The following is a 15,043-nucleotide window of genomic DNA, read 5'->3' on the forward strand; positions in this document are numbered from 1 at the left end:
AGTTTAAAGGGTCTCGGATCCGGTCAGGCGCTTGATGGTGCTGCGCAGGATGGGGCTTTCGGGTTGTTCCTTGAGGAACTTTTCCCAGATTTGACGGGCTTCGCGCTGCTTGCCATTGGCCCACAACACTTCGCCCAAGTGGGCCGCGACTTCCTGGTCGGGAAAGCGCTCCAACGCCTGGCGCAGCAGGCGTTCGGCTTCATCCAGATTACCCAGGCGGTAATTCACCCAACCGAGGCTGTCGAGGACGGCCGGGTCTTCCGGATTGAGTTTGTGCGCTTGTTCGATCAGCGCCTTGGCCTCGTCGTAGCGCGTGGTGCGATCGGATAAGGTGTAACCCAGGGCGTTGAGGGCCATGGCATTGTCCGGGTCGCGCTTGATGATCAGGCGAAGGTCTTTTTCCATCTGCGCCAAGTCATTGCGTTTTTCCGCCTGCATGGCGCGGGTGTACAGCAGGTTCAAATCGTCGGGGAATTGCAACAGGGCTTGTTGCAGCACTTTCCAGGCGCGATCACCCTGACTATTGGCCGATAAGGTCTCAGCCTGAATCAGGTATAACTGGATGGCATAGTCCGGCTCGGCATCCCGCGCGGCGGCCAGGCGTTTTTCCGCCTCATCGGTGCGGCCGTTGCTCATCAGGATATCGGCCTGGCGCAGTTGGGCCGGCAGGTAATCGTTACCGGAGCCGACCTGAGCGTATTCGAGCAGGGCTGCCTGCGGGTCGTTGCGCTCTTCGGCAATGCGGCCCAGGTTCAGGTGCGCGGAATCCACATGGCTTTCCCGGGCGATCAGCTCTTCCAGGTACCCTTTGGCCTCGTCCCAGGCTTTGGCTTCCAGGCATACCAGGGCCAGGGAATAGCGCAGTTCATCGTCGTCCGGATATTGCTGGACCAGATTGGCGAACTGCACTTTGGCGTCCTCCATGCGGTCCTGCTCCACCAGCATACGTGCGTAAGTCAGGCGCAGGCGCTTGTCTTCCGGGTACTTCTTGATGCTTTTTTCCAGCAACGGAATCGCTTCCTTGCCGCGATTGAGATTCTGCAGCAAGCGTGCGCGCAGCAGAATTGGGGCGATTTCCCCCTCATCCGGCGGGTTTTGTTCCAGCAGCTTCAGCGCTGCTTCGGCTTCGTCATCCTGTTGCAGCAGCAAGGCCTTGCCGAAAATCAGCTGGCTGTTTTTAGGGTGCTTCTGTAGCAGTCGGTCGAAACTGTTCATCAGGCCATTGCGGGTGTCCTGGTCGGTGTCGGCGGCCGACAGCGCCAGGAAGTCGAAATGGGTGTCACCCTTGCCCTGCAGGACTTTCTCCATATACACCATGGAGTCGTCATAGCGCCCGGCCCGCGCCAACTGAATGGCCGCCGCCCGTTGTGCTTCCAAGTCGTCAGGGGCGTTTTTCGCCCAGATCAGCGACGTGTCCAGCGCCGCCTGATCGGCCCCCAAGTACTCGGCGATGCGAAACGCGCGCTCGGAGATCCCCGGGTCCTGCGTATTGATGGCCTGGGTCACGTAGTTATCCAGCGCAATATCGAAGCGATTGCGCTGGCCGGCCAGCTCCGCGGTCAGCAGGCTGTACACCGTTTCTTCGCTGAACGATGAGTAAACCTTGGGCTTTTCAGGGGCGGGGGTGCTGTCTTCTGTCGGCGGCGTACCGTCCGGCTGCACGGGGGCCATGGCCTGGCAGCCGCTGAGGAAGACAAAAGCAAGGAGCAACGCGGAAGATCTATTCATATAGGAAGAGGACGACTAACCTGCGGTCGGATCATCATGACACAAGCCTTCGGCCAAACATAACCGAGTCTCAGTGCGTGTCTTTTATAGGCACAAGGTATAGGGACAATAGACGACGGTGGTTGTTCTGAATCTTTCGAAGTAGGACAATCGCCGGCTTCCCGACATCATCAGCGATATTGAATGGCCTTCCTCGCACTCGGTATTAACCACAAGACTGCCTCTGTAGACGTGCGCGAGCGCGTGGCGTTTACGCCTGAGCAGTTGGTTGAGGCCTTGCAGCAGCTCTGCCGGCTCACCGACAGTCGCGAAGCTGCGATCCTTTCGACCTGCAATCGCAGTGAGCTTTATATAGAACAGGAACATCTCTCTGCGGATGTCATCCTGCGCTGGCTGGCCGATTATCACCATTTGAGCCTCGACGAGCTGCGCGCCAGCGCTTATGTGCATGAAGAGGATGCGGCAGTTCGTCACATGATGCGTGTGGCGGCCGGTCTCGATTCGCTGGTGTTGGGCGAGCCGCAGATCCTGGGCCAGATGAAATCCGCCTACGCCGTGGCGCGCGAAGCCGGCACCGTCGGTCCGTTGCTGGGTCGGCTGTTTCAGGCCACGTTCAACTCCGCCAAGCAGGTGCGCACCGACACGGCGATCGGCGAAAACCCGGTGTCCGTGGCGTTCGCGGCCGTCAGCCTGGCCAAGCAGATTTTCAGTGACCTGCAACGCAGCCAGGCGCTGCTGATCGGCGCCGGAGAAACCATCACCCTGGTCGCTCGTCACCTGCACGACCTGGGGGTCAAGCGTATCGTGGTGGCCAACCGTACCTTGGAGCGCGCCAGTATCCTGGCCGAACAGTTCGGCGCCCATGCGGTGCTGCTGGCGGATATTCCGGCCGAACTGGTGCGCAGCGATATCGTTATCAGCTCCACCGCCAGTCAGTTGCCGATCCTGGGCAAAGGCGCGGTTGAGAGCGCGCTGAAGCTGCGCAAGCACAAGCCGATTTTCATGGTAGATATCGCCGTTCCTCGGGATATCGAGCCCGAAGTCGGCGAGTTGGACGATGTTTATCTGTACAGCGTCGACGATCTGCACGAAGTGGTCGCCGAGAACCTCAAGACTCGTCAGGGCGCAGCCCAGGCCGCCGAGGAAATGGTCAGCACCGGCGCCGAAGATTTCATGGTGCGCCTGCGTGAATTGGCGGCGGTGGATGTGCTCAAGGCGTATCGTCAGCAAGGTGAACGCCTGCGCGACGAAGAACTGCTCAAGGCCCAGCGCTCGCTGGCCAACGGCGGCAGTGCCGAAGAGGTGTTGATGCAGTTGGCGCGTGGCCTGACCAACAAATTGCTCCATGCACCCAGTGTGCAACTTAAAAAATTGACCGCCGAAGGCCGCCTCGATGCGCTGGCCATGGCCCAGGAACTTTTTGCCCTCGGAGAGGGCGCGTCAGACAGCTCTTCGGATAAAAAACTGCAATGAAAGCGTCACTGCTCAATAAACTGGACGTGCTCCAGGACCGTTTCGAAGAACTGACCGCCTTGCTCGGCGATGGCGAGGTCATCGCCGATCAAGCCAAATTCCGTGCCTATTCCAAGGAATACGCCGAAGTTGAGCCCGTGGTCGCCACCTATAAGAACCTGCTGAAAGTGCAGGCCGACCTTGAAGGCGCCCAGGCGCTGCTCAAGGACAGCGACCCGGACATGCGTGAAATGGCCGTGGAAGAAGTCCGCGAGGCCAAGGAAAAACTCGCCGAGCTGGAAGGCGACCTGCAACGCATGCTGCTGCCCAAGGACCCCAACGACGGACGCAACGTGTTCCTCGAAATCCGCGCCGGCACCGGTGGCGACGAGGCGGCGATCTTCTCCGGCGACCTGTTCCGTATGTACTCGCGCTACGCTGAGCGTCGCGGCTGGCGTGTGGAGATTCTGTCCGAGAACGAAGGCGAACACGGTGGCTATAAAGAAGTCATCGCCCGCGTCGAAGGCGACAATGTCTATGGCAAGCTGAAGTTCGAGTCTGGCGCGCACCGTGTGCAACGGGTGCCGGCCACCGAGTCCCAGGGCCGCATCCACACCTCGGCCTGCACCGTCGCGGTGCTGCCCGAGCCGGATGAACAGGAAGCCATCGAGATCAACCCGGCCGACTTGCGCATCGATACCTATCGTTCGTCCGGTGCCGGCGGCCAGCACGTCAACAAGACCGACTCGGCGATCCGTATCACCCACTTGCCGTCGGGCATCGTGGTGGAGTGCCAGGAAGAGCGCTCCCAGCACAAGAACCGGGCGCGTGCCATGTCCTGGCTGTCGGCCAAGCTCAACGACCAGCAGACCAGCGCCGCCGCCAATGCGATCGCCACTGAGCGCAAGCTGCTGGTGGGCTCGGGCGACCGCTCCGAGCGCATTCGCACGTACAACTTCGCCCAGGGCCGAGTGACCGATCACCGGATCAACCTCACCCTGTATTCCCTGGACGAAATCCTCGCCGGCGGCGTTGAAGCGGTGATCGAGCCGTTGCTCGCCGAATACCAGGCCGATCAATTGGCGGCCATAGGTGAATAAATGACCATCATCGCCAGCCTGTTGCGCGCCGCCGACCTGCCGGATTCGCCCACCGCGCGCCTGGACGCCGAATTGTTACTGGCTGCGGCCCTGGGCAAATCGCGCAGCTATCTGCACACCTGGCCGGAAAAAATCGTCAGCAGCGAAGACGCGCTGACGTTTGCCGGCTACCTGCAACGCCGCCGCGCGGGCGAGCCGGTGGCCTATATTCTCGGCCAGCAGGGTTTCTGGAAACTCGACCTTGAAGTGGCGCCGCACACGCTGATCCCGCGTCCCGAGACCGAAATGCTGGTGGAAGCGGCGCTGGAATTATTGCCGGCCACGCCTGCCCGCGTGCTTGACCTGGGCACTGGCAGCGGCGCGATTGCCCTGGCCCTGGCCAGCGAGCGCCCGGCCTGGCAAGTGACTGCGGTCGACCGCGTGCTGGAAGCGGTGGCCCTGGCCGAACGCAATCGCCAGCGTCTGCACTTGAATAACGCCACGGTACTCAACAGCCATTGGTTCAGCGCCCTGCACGGGCACTCCTACGATCTGATCATTAGCAACCCGCCGTATATCGCCGACAACGATCCGCATCTGGTGGCCGGCGACGTGCGTTTCGAGCCCGCCAGCGCCCTGGTGGCGGGCCATGATGGTTTGGATGACCTGCGGCTGATCATCCAGGACGCGCCCGCCCACCTGAATGCGGGTGGCTGGTTGCTGTTGGAGCACGGTTACGATCAAGCCCCTGCGGTACGCGACCTTTTGCAGAGCCAAGGTTTTGAGCAAGTGCACAGCCGCGTCGACCTTGGCGGGCACGAACGTATCACCTTAGGGCGCCGGCCGTGCTGACCGATCAGGAGCTGTTGCGCTATAGCCGACAGATTCTGTTGCAGCATGTCGACATAGACGGGCAATTGCGCCTCAAAAACGGCCGTGCCCTGATTGTCGGCCTTGGCGGTCTGGGCGCGCCGGTAGCGCTGTACCTGGCCGCTGCGGGCGTTGGCCAGTTGCATTTGGCGGATTTCGACACGGTCGACCTGACCAACCTGCAACGCCAGATCATCCATGACACTGACAGTGTCGGGCAGACCAAAGTCGACTCGGCCATGCGTCGCTTGTGCGCGATCAACCCCGACATCCAACTGGTGCCCCATCGCACCGCGCTGGATGCCGATTCGCTGGCCGCTGCCGTGGCTCAAGTGGATGTGGTGCTCGATTGCAGTGACAACTTCTCTACCCGCGAGGCGGTCAATGCCGCCTGTGTCGCCGCCGCGAAGCCGTTGATCAGCGGCGCGGCGATTCGCCTGGAAGGGCAACTGTCGGTGTTTGACCCCCGTCGCGCCGACAGCCCGTGCTACCACTGTTTATATGGGCACGGCAGCGACGCCGAATTGACCTGCAGCGAAGCCGGTGTCGTCGGGCCGCTGGTGGGCTTGGTCGGCAGCCTGCAAGCCCTGGAGGCCCTGAAGGTGTTGGCCGGTTTTGGCGAGCCGTTGGTCGGGCGTTTATTGCTGATCGATGCCTTGACCACGCGTTTCCGCGAGCTGCGGGTCAAGCGCGACCCTGGCTGCAGTGTCTGCGGGACTCGCCATGGGTAAGGATGCGCCGATCGGTGTGTTCGATTCCGGTGTCGGTGGCCTGTCGGTGCTGGAGGAAATCCAGCAACTGCTGCCCCACGAGTCGCTACTCTACGTTGCCGATTGCGGGCATATCCCCTATGGCGAGAAAACTCCGGCCTTTATTCGCGAGCGTTCGCGGCGGGTGGCGGCGTTTTTCCGCGAGCAGGGCGCCAAGGCATTCGTAATTGCCTGCAACACGGCGACGGTAGCCGCCGTCGCCGACCTGCGTCTGGACTACCCCGATTGGCCGCTGGTGGGCATGGAGCCCGCCGTCAAACCCGCTGCCGCCGCGACCCGCAGTGGCGTGGTCGGCGTGCTCGCCACCACCGGCACCCTGCAAAGTGCCAAGTTCGCGGCGCTGCTCGACCGTTTTGCCACTGACGTGCGCGTAGTTACCCAGCCATGCCCAGGCCTGGTTGAGCTGATTGAAACCGGCGATCTGAGCAGCCCGGCCCTGCGCCAGTTGTTACGGGGCTACGTCGACCCCCTGCTCAGTGCCGGTTGCGACACCATCATCCTCGGTTGTACCCACTACCCCTTCCTTAAACCGATGCTGGCGCAAATGCTGCCGCCGAGCGTCATCCTCATCGATACTGGCGCCGCAGTGGCACGGCAGCTCAAGCGCTTATTGGGCGAGCGTGACCTGTTGGCCGACGGAAAACCTGCTCCCGCGCAGTTCTGGACCAGCGGCGATCTGTCTCACCTAAGAAATATCCTACCGACACTATGGAAACATCCCGGAATCGTGCGAAGCTTCGGCTCGTGAAAATTTCGTGAAATTTCGTGATTAGAAGCTGAACTTCTGGCTCTGCGCAGGCTTCTATAGCGAGATTGCTTGTACAAAACACCATACAAACTTGTTCGGAAGGAACGTTTAATGAAGCGCTTGTTCTGTTTGGCTGCGATTGCGGCCGCCGTTGTAGGACACTCGTTTTCGGCGCAGGCCGCCGGCCTCGAATTCGGTCTGGGGTCCACCAGCGATTCGACGTTGACTTACCGCCTGGGGCTGACTTCGGATTGGGATAAGAGTTGGATGCAAAGCGATGTAGGTCGCCTGACCGGTTACTGGAGCGGTGCTTACACGTACTGGGAAGGTGATGACCGCGCAGGCGCCAGCAGTCTGTCGTTCTCACCGGTGTTTGTGTACGAATTTGCCGGGCAATCGGTTAAACCGTACATCGAGGCCGGCATCGGCGTTGCTGTTTTCTCCCGTACCAAGCTGGAAGACAACAACATCGGCCAGGCTTTTCAGTTTGAAGACCGTTTGGGTTTCGGGCTGCGCTTTACCGGTGGGCATGAAGTGGGCATTCGCGCCACCCATTATTCCAACGCCGGTATCAGCAGTAACAACGATGGGGTAGAGAGCTACTCGCTGCACTACACCATGCCGTTGTAATCACCCGCATCGCAAAACGCTGCGGGGGCGGCTTGTGCCCTCCCGCATTGCGATCAGATATACGCCGTCGCAATCCCTTGGCGTTCTTCCAGGCACTCCGGTGCGCCCATCTCGAATTCCCGACAAATCAGCGGGCGCCGCTCGTAAATCGTACACATCATCGTGTCCCGATCCAGCGCCGCACACCAGCCGTCGTCCAGGCGCAGCATCACTTCACCGCCCCAATCGTCTGTGTCGATATAGCGCTCAGGTACGCCCGTGTCGGTAATCAGCATGACTTCCAGCTGGCAGCAGCACGCCGCACACGTAGAGCAGGTGACGGCGGGGTCAGCGATTTGGATGTGGGGGATGTTGGTCATAGGCGCGCAGTGTAAGGCATGAGCGAGTCTCGGGTGTGAAAGGTCTGACAGACGTCAGCGTGCCAATCGATGCAGCCCGACAAAAACCACGGCCCACAGCAGCGCCAGCCCGGTCAGCGTGGGCGCCACGTCAAAGCCGAATTCCACGCCTGCCAACTGGCTGCCGGCGTAATACGACAGCGGCCCGCCGACTGCGCCTAATACGGCGGCTCGCCACCAGGGCCGTGCGCTCCATGCCAGGCAATGACGCAACGTGGTGGCCAGCAGCGCCCACAGCAGCATCAGCCAAAACGGGATCAAGGGCCCTGGTTCGCTGAACTGAAACACACCCAGCGCTCGCAGTAATGTGTCCAGCAGCGTACCCGCCACGGTCACGCCAATGATCAGCGCGCCATCCTTGGCCCAAGAACTTATCCACAGCAGATGAACGGCCAGCACCCCCACGCCAATCAGCAACCAGGGGCCGTCGCCGCCCAGCACGCAGGCAAACCAGCCGCACTGGAACAGCGCGGCGTTGGCCAGGTTTTTAAGCATTGAAGCGCCCGAGCAGCGGAGGGTTGATCGCCGCCGGTTTGGCCAGCAGCAACTGAGCGGTGCCGATGGTGCGCTCCATAAAGCCACCTTCGCAGTAGCACAGGTAGAACTCCCACAACCGCAGAAAGTACTCGTCGTAGCCCAGTTCCGTCAGGCGGCCATGGGCGCGGCGAAAATTCTCATGCCACAGGCGCAGGGTTTTTGCGTAGTGCAGACCGAAGTCTTCCATGTGCAGCAGGTTCATATCGGTGTCGCGGCTGACGATCTGCAGCATGTTCTGCACCGAGGGCAGGGCGCCGCCGGGGAAGATGTAGCGCTGGATAAAATCCACGCTGCGTTTGGCTTGCTCGAAACGCTGTTCGCGGATGGTGATGGCTTGCAGCAACATCAGGCCGTCGCGCTTGAGCAACTGTGCACATTGCTTGAAGTAGGTGGGCAGAAAGCGATGACCCACAGCCTCGATCATCTCGATGGACACCAGTTTGTCGTACTCGCCCGTGAGATCGCGATAATCCCTTAGCAGCAGGGTGACCTGATCTTGCAGGCCCAACGCCTGGATGCGTTGTTCGGTGTACGCAAATTGTTCCTTGGACAGGGTCGTGGTGGTGACCTTGCAGCCATAGTGCTGCGCGGCATACAGCGCCATGCTGCCCCAGCCGGTGCCGATCTCCAGCAAATGGTCGCTGGGTTTGAGGGCAAGCTTCTGGCAGATACGCTCCAGTTTGTTCAGTTGCGCCTGTTCCAGGGTGTCGTCGGCCGTCAGAAATTGCGCCGCCGAGTACATCATGGTCGGGTCGAGGAATTGTTCGAACAGCTCATTGCCCAGGTCGTAGTGGGCGGCGATGTTTTTTTGCGAGCCCTCGCGCGTGTTGCGATTGAGCCAGTGCAGGCTCTGAGTCAGCGGGCGGGCGAGGCGGGCCAGGCCACCTTCCAGCGCGTCGAGTACGTCCAGGTTGCTGACCATCACCCGCACCACGGCGGTCAGGTCCGGGCTGGTCCAGTAGCCATGGATAAACGCTTCGCCGGCGCCGATCGAACCGTTGGCCGCCACCAGGCCCCACACGGCCGGATCGACGATCTGGATTTCCCCCAACAGGTGCGCTTCCCGTGCGCCGAACACTTGGCGTTCACCGTCCTCGATCACCACCAACTGGCCATGGCGCAATTGGCTGAGTTGGCGCAGCACACCCTTGCGCAGTAGCGCGGTGGTCATGCCGTTGACGTTCAGGCGGCTGGCCTTGACCGATAAGCTAGGGGATTTCATGGCGATGTTCCTTGGTATACCCGACGGCGGTGCGAGAGGCGCCATCGGCGGCCCGGTGGGAGAAAATCGGTGTGCGTTTGAGCAACAGGCGCAGGGCCTGCCAGTAAATGGCCAGGCAGGTCTTGGCGGTCATCCACGGAAAACGTCCCAGGTAGCGGTGCAGACTGGCGCGGGTCAGCGCCTCTTTGTGCAGGCTCAGGGTGGCGTCGAAGACTTTCAGCTCGCCCTGCCAGTCGGCCATATGTACGCCGAGCCGCTCGGCCGGCGGGCTGAAGCTCATGCGGTATTCCAGGTCTCGCGGCAGGAACGGCGACACATGGAACGCCTTGGCCACGGCGAAATGCTGGTGCTCGTCCGCGCCCAGGGCCTGGGCCGGCAGCACGTAGTGGTAGCGTTCGCGCCAAGGGGTGTTGGTCACTTCACACAGGATCGCGGCCAGTTGCCCATCGGCCTCGAAACAGTAGAAGAAACTCACCGGATTAAAAGCCAGGCCCCAACTGCGGGCCTGGGTCAGTAGGCAGATAACGCCCTGGGGTGTGCGCCCCAGCGCCTTGCCGACTTCCTGGCGCACGGCATCGCTCAGGCTCATGCCGTGGCCGGTCAACTCACGCAGGTAGTCCTGCTGGCGAAAACCGAAGGGCGCCAGGCGGCTACGCCCGGCCAGGGGCGAGAGCCCGAGCACTTGGTCTTCTTCGCTCAAATCCAGGTACAGCAGGCCGATGCGGTAGCGAAAGGCATGAGCCTTGGGCGCAAACCGGCGGTGGGCAATCCAGCCGCTGTACAGGGCGCTGTTCACAGGGTCTCTCCAAAGGCTTGCGCCACGCGCAGGGCGCTGACCACGCCGTCTTCATGGAACCCGTTGGCCCAATAGGCGCCGCAATAATGGGTATGTCGGGCGCCGTTCAGTTCTTCCCAGCGCTGCTGGGCGGCGACGGCGGCCAGGCTGTATTGCGGGTGGGCATAGGTAAAGCGCGCGAGGATCTTCAGTGGGTTGATCACCGCCGTCTGGTTGAGGCTCACGCAAAAGGTCGCGGCGCTGTCGATGCCTTGCAGGATGTTCATGTCGTAGGTCACGGCGGCCTGGGCCTGACTGTCGCCGGTCAGCCGGTAGTTCCAACTGGCCCAGGCCAGCCTGCGGTCGGGCAGCAGGCGTGTGTCGGTGTGCAGCACTACGTCGTTGTCGGCGTAGGGCAGGGCGCCGAGGATTTCCTGCTCGGCCTGGCTCGGGTCGCCGAGCAACGCCAGGGCCTGATCGCTATGGCAGGCGAACACCACTCGGTCGAACGTCTCGCTACCGGACGCGCTGTGGATAACCACGCCCTCCTCGTTGCGTTCTACTTTATGCACAGGGCAGTTCAGGCGGATCCGCTCACGAAAACCGCGCGTCAGCGGTTCGATATAAGCACTGGAGCCGCCTTCGATCACGCACCATTGCGGGCGATTGTTCACCGACAACAAGCCGTGGTTCTTGAAGAACCGTACAAAGAACTGCAACGGAAACCCCAACATGTCCGCCAGTGACATCGACCAGATCGCTGCCCCCATCGGCACGATGTAGTGGCGCACGAAGCGCTCACCGTAACCGCCGGCAGTGAGGTAGTCGCCCAGGGTCATATCGGCGCTGATCCGTTGTTCTTGCAGATCCAGCGGAGCCTGGCGGTTGAAGCGCAGGATGTCGCGCAACATGCCCCAGAAGCCTGGCGAAAGGATATTGCGGCGCTGGGCGAACAGGCTGTTGAGGTTGTTGCCGTTGTACTCGAACCGGGTGCGCTCGTCGCACACCGAAAAACTCATCTCGGTGGGTTTGAACGCCACGCCGATCTGCCCCAGTAACCGAATGAAGTTGGGGTAGGTCCAGTCGTTGAACACGATAAAACCGGTGTCCACCGCGTAGGGTTGGCCCTCCACCGTCACGTTGACCGTATGGGTATGCCCGCCGATGCGGTCGCCCGCTTCGAACAGGGTGATGTCGTGGCGGCGGCTGAGCAGATAGGCGCTGGTCAGCCCGGCGATACCGCTACCGATAATGGCGATCTTCACAGGTCGTCCTTTTTCGGCGGTGGGCTGCGCAACATGCGTTTGCCGATGATCAATTGCGCGCGGTTGGGCAGTTTCGACAACGGCCACAAGGTGGCGATAAACAGCGCGGGGAAGGCGATCTCCAACGGACGCTTGCTCAGCTTGGCGAAGATATGCCGCGCGGCTTTGTCGGCGGGCCAGCTCAGGGGCATCGGGAAGTCGTTGCGTTCGGTCAGGGGCGTGTCGACAAAGCCTGGGCTGATCACGGTAACGTCGATGTTCTCCGGCGACAGGCTGATGCGCAGCGATTCGAACAAGTAGCGCAGGCCGGCCTTGGACGCACCGTACGCCTCGGCACGTGGCATTGGCAGGTAAGTCACGGCGCTGGCGACGCCCACCAGGTGCGGTGTGAGCCCGGCGCGCAGCAACGGCAGGGCGGCTTCGATGCAATAACTGCTGGCCAGCAGGTTGGTGCGCACGACGTGCTCGATGATCGATGAGTCGAACTGGCGGGCGTCCACGTATTCGCACGTGCCGGCGTTGAGGATCACCGTGTCCAGCGCACCCCACACCTGAGCGATGTGCTCGCCGATTTCGCGCACGGTCTGGCTGTTGGTCAGGTCGCCGGCCACCACCAGCACTTGGCCAGGGTAACGCTGCGCCAACGCCTCCAGCGGCTCTTTGGTGCGCGAGCTCAAGGCCACCTGGGCGCCGCTGTTGAGCAGCTCCACGGCCAGCGCGGCGCCGATGCCACTGCTGGCGCCAGTCAGCCAATAACGACGGGGCGTCACTGCGTTCATCCCACTCTCCTTTTCAGCCAACTGATCACCTTGCCCAACACGGGCAGGTGTTCGTACAGCAGTGCCCCGGCATCGAAATAATCCCGATGGCGGTACACCGTTTCACGCCACATCAGGTGTGAGCAGCCTTCCACGCGGATGACCTTGCCATTGGCCAGGCGCGGGTGGCAGAAACTCATTTTCCAGCGCAGGTAGCCTTCGCCCTCGGCGACCTGATCGAAACCGTGGAAATCGAAGCGTAACTGGCTGACGTTGCCGTACAGCGACTCGAAATAGCGGTGCAGCGCGGTCAAGCCGTGCACTTCGTGCAGCGGATCGGTGAAGGCGATGTCCTTGCTGTACAGACTGTCGAGCAAGTGCAGGTTGTGCTTGTCCAGGGTGGCGAAGGTCTGGGCGAAACGGCGCAGGAAATCACTCATGGGCACCTCCTACCGCTTCGCGCGACGGCAGACTGCGAAACGCCGCCAGGGCGCGCTCGCGGGATTTTTTCAAATCGACCATGGCGCGCGGGTAATCCGCCACGCCAAACAGTCCGCCAACCGCGTCGGGGTTGTGGACTTCCTTTTTATTCAGCCCGGCCAGTTCCGGCAGCCAGTGCTTGATGAACACGCCTTCGCTGTCGAATTTTTCCGATTGGCTCAGCGGGCTGAAAATCCGGAAGTACGGCGCCGAGTCGGTGCCGGTGGAAGAGCTCCACTGCCAGCCGCCATTATTGGCGGCCAGGTCGCCGTCGATCAGATGGCGCATGAAGAACCGTTCGCCTTCGCGCCAATCGATCAACAGATTCTTGGTCAGGAACATCGCCACCACCATGCGCAGGCGGTTGTGCATCCAGCCGGTTTCAAGCAACTGGCGCATCGCCGCGTCGATGATCGGCAGACCGGTGCGCGCCTCTTGCCAGGCCGCCAGGTCCTTGGGCGCATCGCGCCAGGCCACGGCTTCGGTTTCGGGGCGGAAGGCGCGGTGACGGGACACCCGGGGGTAGCCCACCAGAATGTGTTTGTAGAACTCACGCCACAGCAGTTCGTTGATCCAGGTGATCGCGCCGATATCGCCGCTTTCGAACTCGCCCTGATTGGTTTGCAGCGCCGCGTGCAAGCATTGGCGCGGCGAGACCACGCCGGCGGCCAGGTAGGCGGACAACTGGCTGGTGCCGGGTTTGGCCGGGAAATCGCGCTCGTCCTTGTAATAGCTGATCTGCGCATCGGCGAAGGTTTCCAGGCGGCGTCGGGCTTCGTCTTCACCGGCAGGCCAGAGGGCGCGTAGGCGTTCGCTCGGCGGTTCGAAGCCATCGACGGTGGCTGGCACGGTGTCGCTTTTGATCGCCAGTTTTGCCTGGGCCTTGGGCGTGCTCACCAGGCGCGGCAGGGCGCTGTGCAGACGGGTGTAGCAGACTTTGCGGAACTGACTGAACACTTGGAAATACGTGCCGCTCTTGGTCAGCACACTGCCGGGTTGGAAAAACAATTGATCCAGGTAGCTGTGGAAGGTCACCCCATCGGCTTCCAGCGCCGTGGCCACCGCCGCATCTCGGCGGCTTTCATGAATGCCGTATTCCTCGTTGACGTGCACCGACGCCACGCCCAACTCGCCGCACAATTGGCGGAGCACGGCGGGTGCCTGGTCCCAGGTGGCGGCGGTGCGGATCAGCAACGGGATGTTGAGTTCGCCCAGGGACCGGCTCAAGTGCCGCAGGTTACGCAGCCAGAAATCCACTTTGCACGGCGCGTCATCGTGGGCCAGCCATTGTTCGGGCGTGATCAGGTACACCGCTGCCAGCGGGCCGCGCTGGCTCGCAGCGGCCAGGGCGGTATTGTCGTGAAGGCGCAAGTCGGTGCGCAGCCAGATCAGGTGCATTTAGACGAGTCCACGCTGGAGCATAAGCTGGTGGGCCGACAACGGGTCTTCGGCGAGGGACAGATCCGCAAGGTCATGGCTCAATAACGCCAGCTCGGCCTGATGAATGCTCACCGTGGGGCCGACCAGCAGTGTCGGGCAATCAACACCGCCCAATAGTTTGGCGAAGGCCGGCAGTTGCAAGGCTTTGCTCGAATACAGCAGCACGGCGCGCGGTTTGAGGTGCTCCACCGCCAGGGCCAATTCGCCGGCCGGCAGCGGCCAGTCGAACACTTCCACCGGGCAATCGGCGCTGCTGGCCAGCCAGGCGCTGAGCCACAGATGCGGCTCCAGCGGCAAGTCGGACTGGTTGATCAGCAGCAGCGGCGCACCGTGCAATTGCCGATTGTTGTGGTAAATGCGCGCGCCGAACTTGCTGCGCAGCCACGACAGGAAAAACACCCGCTCCATCTGCGCGCCGAACTGGCCCTGCCAGCGTTGCTCCAATTCCTGGATCAGCGGTAGCAGCAGTTGCTCGCACAAGGTGCGCGGCGGGTATAGCGCCATGGCCTGGTTAAAGGCATCGTCGACCCGGCGCTCGGCCAAGTCGCTGATGGCCTGCACCAATGTCTGGCGCAGACTCTGCCATTCGTTGGCAACGCTGTCGGGGGTGATCTGGGCGGAGTCGATCAGGTTTTTCACCTGGCTGACCGGCACGCCGCGATTAAGCCAGGTCAGGATGGTGTGGATACGTTGCACATGCTCGGCACTGAAGAGCCGATGCCCCTTGGGCGTGCGCTGCGGCACGATCAAACCGTAACGGCGTTCCCAGGCGCGCAGGGTCACGGCGTTGACGCCGGTCTGGCGCGCCACTTCACGGATCGGCAGCCAGCCGTCTTCAAGGGCTTGGGCGATGTCTTCGCCGGGTTCGTCTTGGAGGACGGCGTTCATGAC

General features: G+C 61.9%; 16 protein-coding genes. 6 read left to right on the forward strand and 10 right to left on the reverse strand.

The genetic code is table 11. From position 1 onward, the window contains the following. Positions 1-3 precede the first annotated feature (3 nt). The gene (locus tag QRN41_RS23320; protein ID WP_034095784.1) at positions 4-1,728 is read right to left on the reverse strand and encodes a tetratricopeptide repeat protein; all 1,725 of its coding nucleotides are present in this window, start codon (positions 1,726-1,728) and stop codon (positions 4-6) included. A gap of 183 nt (positions 1,729-1,911) precedes the next feature. On the opposite strand from QRN41_RS23320, the gene hemA reads away from it, so the two are divergent. The 6 genes from hemA (at position 1,912) to QRN41_RS23350 (ending at position 7,277) form a co-directional block, all read left to right on the forward strand. Continuing rightward, entirely contained in the window at positions 1,912-3,201 is a 1,290-nt protein-coding gene (hemA, locus tag QRN41_RS23325; RefSeq protein ID WP_034136798.1) for a glutamyl-tRNA reductase, read from the forward strand. Then, positions 3,198-4,280: a peptide chain release factor 1 gene (prfA, locus tag QRN41_RS23330; protein WP_034136799.1), complete on the forward strand. Its 1,083-nt coding sequence runs from the start codon at positions 3,198-3,200 to the stop codon at positions 4,278-4,280. The genes hemA and prfA overlap by 4 nt, the downstream gene beginning before the upstream one ends. Beyond that, positions 4,281-5,111 carry a peptide chain release factor N(5)-glutamine methyltransferase gene (prmC, locus tag QRN41_RS23335; protein WP_034095787.1) on the forward strand — a complete coding sequence of 277 codons (831 nt, stop codon included), beginning with the start codon at positions 4,281-4,283 and terminating at the stop codon, positions 5,109-5,111. After that, positions 5,105-5,860: a molybdopterin-synthase adenylyltransferase MoeB gene (locus QRN41_RS23340; protein ID WP_285422181.1), complete on the forward strand. Its 756-nt coding sequence runs from the start codon at positions 5,105-5,107 to the stop codon at positions 5,858-5,860. The genes prmC and QRN41_RS23340 overlap by 7 nt, the downstream gene beginning before the upstream one ends. Continuing rightward, positions 5,853-6,647 (forward strand): glutamate racemase, encoded by a 795-nt coding sequence (murI, locus tag QRN41_RS23345; protein WP_285422182.1) that lies wholly within the window; start codon positions 5,853-5,855, stop codon positions 6,645-6,647. Before QRN41_RS23340 ends, murI begins: the two co-directional genes overlap by 8 nt. 111 nt (positions 6,648-6,758) lie before the next feature. Continuing rightward, a complete protein-coding gene (locus tag QRN41_RS23350) occupies positions 6,759-7,277 on the forward strand; it encodes an acyloxyacyl hydrolase (RefSeq protein WP_034136802.1) in 519 nt (172 codons plus the stop codon). Between the two features lie 53 nt (positions 7,278-7,330). On the opposite strand, the gene QRN41_RS23355 is transcribed toward QRN41_RS23350, so the two are convergent. From QRN41_RS23355 to QRN41_RS23395, 9 genes are read right to left on the reverse strand one after another with little or no spacing between them, the layout of a single operon-like run. Then, complete coding sequence (locus tag QRN41_RS23355) at positions 7,331-7,636, reverse strand: YkgJ family cysteine cluster protein (protein WP_034136803.1); 306 nt, start codon at positions 7,634-7,636, stop codon at positions 7,331-7,333. A gap of 54 nt (positions 7,637-7,690) precedes the next feature. Beyond that, positions 7,691-8,170 carry a DUF2878 domain-containing protein gene (locus QRN41_RS23360; RefSeq protein WP_285422183.1) on the reverse strand — a complete coding sequence of 160 codons (480 nt, stop codon included), beginning with the start codon at positions 8,168-8,170 and terminating at the stop codon, positions 7,691-7,693. Further along, positions 8,163-9,434: an SAM-dependent methyltransferase gene (locus QRN41_RS23365; protein ID WP_034136804.1), complete on the reverse strand. Its 1,272-nt coding sequence runs from the start codon at positions 9,432-9,434 to the stop codon at positions 8,163-8,165. The genes QRN41_RS23360 and QRN41_RS23365 overlap by 8 nt, the downstream gene beginning before the upstream one ends. Then, positions 9,421-10,230, reverse strand: a complete 810-nt coding sequence (locus tag QRN41_RS23370; RefSeq protein ID WP_034095793.1) for a DUF1365 domain-containing protein — start codon at positions 10,228-10,230, stop codon at positions 9,421-9,423. Before QRN41_RS23370 ends, QRN41_RS23365 begins: the two co-directional genes overlap by 14 nt. Beyond that, complete coding sequence (locus QRN41_RS23375) at positions 10,227-11,474, reverse strand: NAD(P)/FAD-dependent oxidoreductase (RefSeq protein WP_285422184.1); 1,248 nt, start codon at positions 11,472-11,474, stop codon at positions 10,227-10,229. Before QRN41_RS23375 ends, QRN41_RS23370 begins: the two co-directional genes overlap by 4 nt. Next, positions 11,471-12,253: an SDR family NAD(P)-dependent oxidoreductase gene (locus tag QRN41_RS23380; RefSeq protein WP_034095795.1), complete on the reverse strand. Its 783-nt coding sequence runs from the start codon at positions 12,251-12,253 to the stop codon at positions 11,471-11,473. The genes QRN41_RS23375 and QRN41_RS23380 overlap by 4 nt, the downstream gene beginning before the upstream one ends. Further along, positions 12,250-12,672, reverse strand: a complete 423-nt coding sequence (locus QRN41_RS23385) for a nuclear transport factor 2 family protein (protein WP_034136806.1) — start codon at positions 12,670-12,672, stop codon at positions 12,250-12,252. Before QRN41_RS23385 ends, QRN41_RS23380 begins: the two co-directional genes overlap by 4 nt. Continuing rightward, positions 12,665-14,110 (reverse strand): deoxyribodipyrimidine photo-lyase, encoded by a 1,446-nt coding sequence (gene phrB / locus QRN41_RS23390; protein WP_285422185.1) that lies wholly within the window; start codon positions 14,108-14,110, stop codon positions 12,665-12,667. The genes QRN41_RS23385 and phrB overlap by 8 nt, the downstream gene beginning before the upstream one ends. After that, positions 14,111-15,040: a MerR family transcriptional regulator gene (locus QRN41_RS23395; protein ID WP_034111698.1), complete on the reverse strand. Its 930-nt coding sequence runs from the start codon at positions 15,038-15,040 to the stop codon at positions 14,111-14,113. Positions 15,041-15,043: the final 3 nt, after the last annotated feature.

Source organism: Pseudomonas sp. efr-133-TYG-23 (assembly GCF_030209215.1).
In the GTDB taxonomy this organism is placed as follows: domain Bacteria; phylum Pseudomonadota; class Gammaproteobacteria; order Pseudomonadales; family Pseudomonadaceae; genus Aquipseudomonas; species Aquipseudomonas rhodesiae.

Coding starts and splice junctions, on each gene's coding strand:
- QRN41_RS23320 (WP_034095784.1), bottom strand. CDS start 1,728: ATGAATAGATCTTCCGCGTTGCTCCTTGCTTTTGTCTTCCTCAGCGGC.
- hemA (WP_034136798.1), top strand. CDS start 1,912: ATGGCCTTCCTCGCACTCGGTATTAACCACAAGACTGCCTCTGTAGAC.
- prfA (WP_034136799.1), top strand. CDS start 3,198: ATGAAAGCGTCACTGCTCAATAAACTGGACGTGCTCCAGGACCGTTTC.
- prmC (WP_034095787.1), top strand. CDS start 4,281: ATGACCATCATCGCCAGCCTGTTGCGCGCCGCCGACCTGCCGGATTCG.
- murI (WP_285422182.1), top strand. CDS start 5,853: ATGGGTAAGGATGCGCCGATCGGTGTGTTCGATTCCGGTGTCGGTGGC.
- QRN41_RS23350 (WP_034136802.1), top strand. CDS start 6,759: ATGAAGCGCTTGTTCTGTTTGGCTGCGATTGCGGCCGCCGTTGTAGGA.
- QRN41_RS23355 (WP_034136803.1), bottom strand. CDS start 7,636: ATGACCAACATCCCCCACATCCAAATCGCTGACCCCGCCGTCACCTGC.
- QRN41_RS23360 (WP_285422183.1), bottom strand. CDS start 8,170: ATGCTTAAAAACCTGGCCAACGCCGCGCTGTTCCAGTGCGGCTGGTTT.
- QRN41_RS23365 (WP_034136804.1), bottom strand. CDS start 9,434: ATGAAATCCCCTAGCTTATCGGTCAAGGCCAGCCGCCTGAACGTCAAC.
- QRN41_RS23380 (WP_034095795.1), bottom strand. CDS start 12,253: ATGAACGCAGTGACGCCCCGTCGTTATTGGCTGACTGGCGCCAGCAGT.
- QRN41_RS23385 (WP_034136806.1), bottom strand. CDS start 12,672: ATGAGTGATTTCCTGCGCCGTTTCGCCCAGACCTTCGCCACCCTGGAC.
- phrB (WP_285422185.1), bottom strand. CDS start 14,110: ATGCACCTGATCTGGCTGCGCACCGACTTGCGCCTTCACGACAATACC.
- QRN41_RS23395 (WP_034111698.1), bottom strand. CDS start 15,040: ATGAACGCCGTCCTCCAAGACGAACCCGGCGAAGACATCGCCCAAGCC.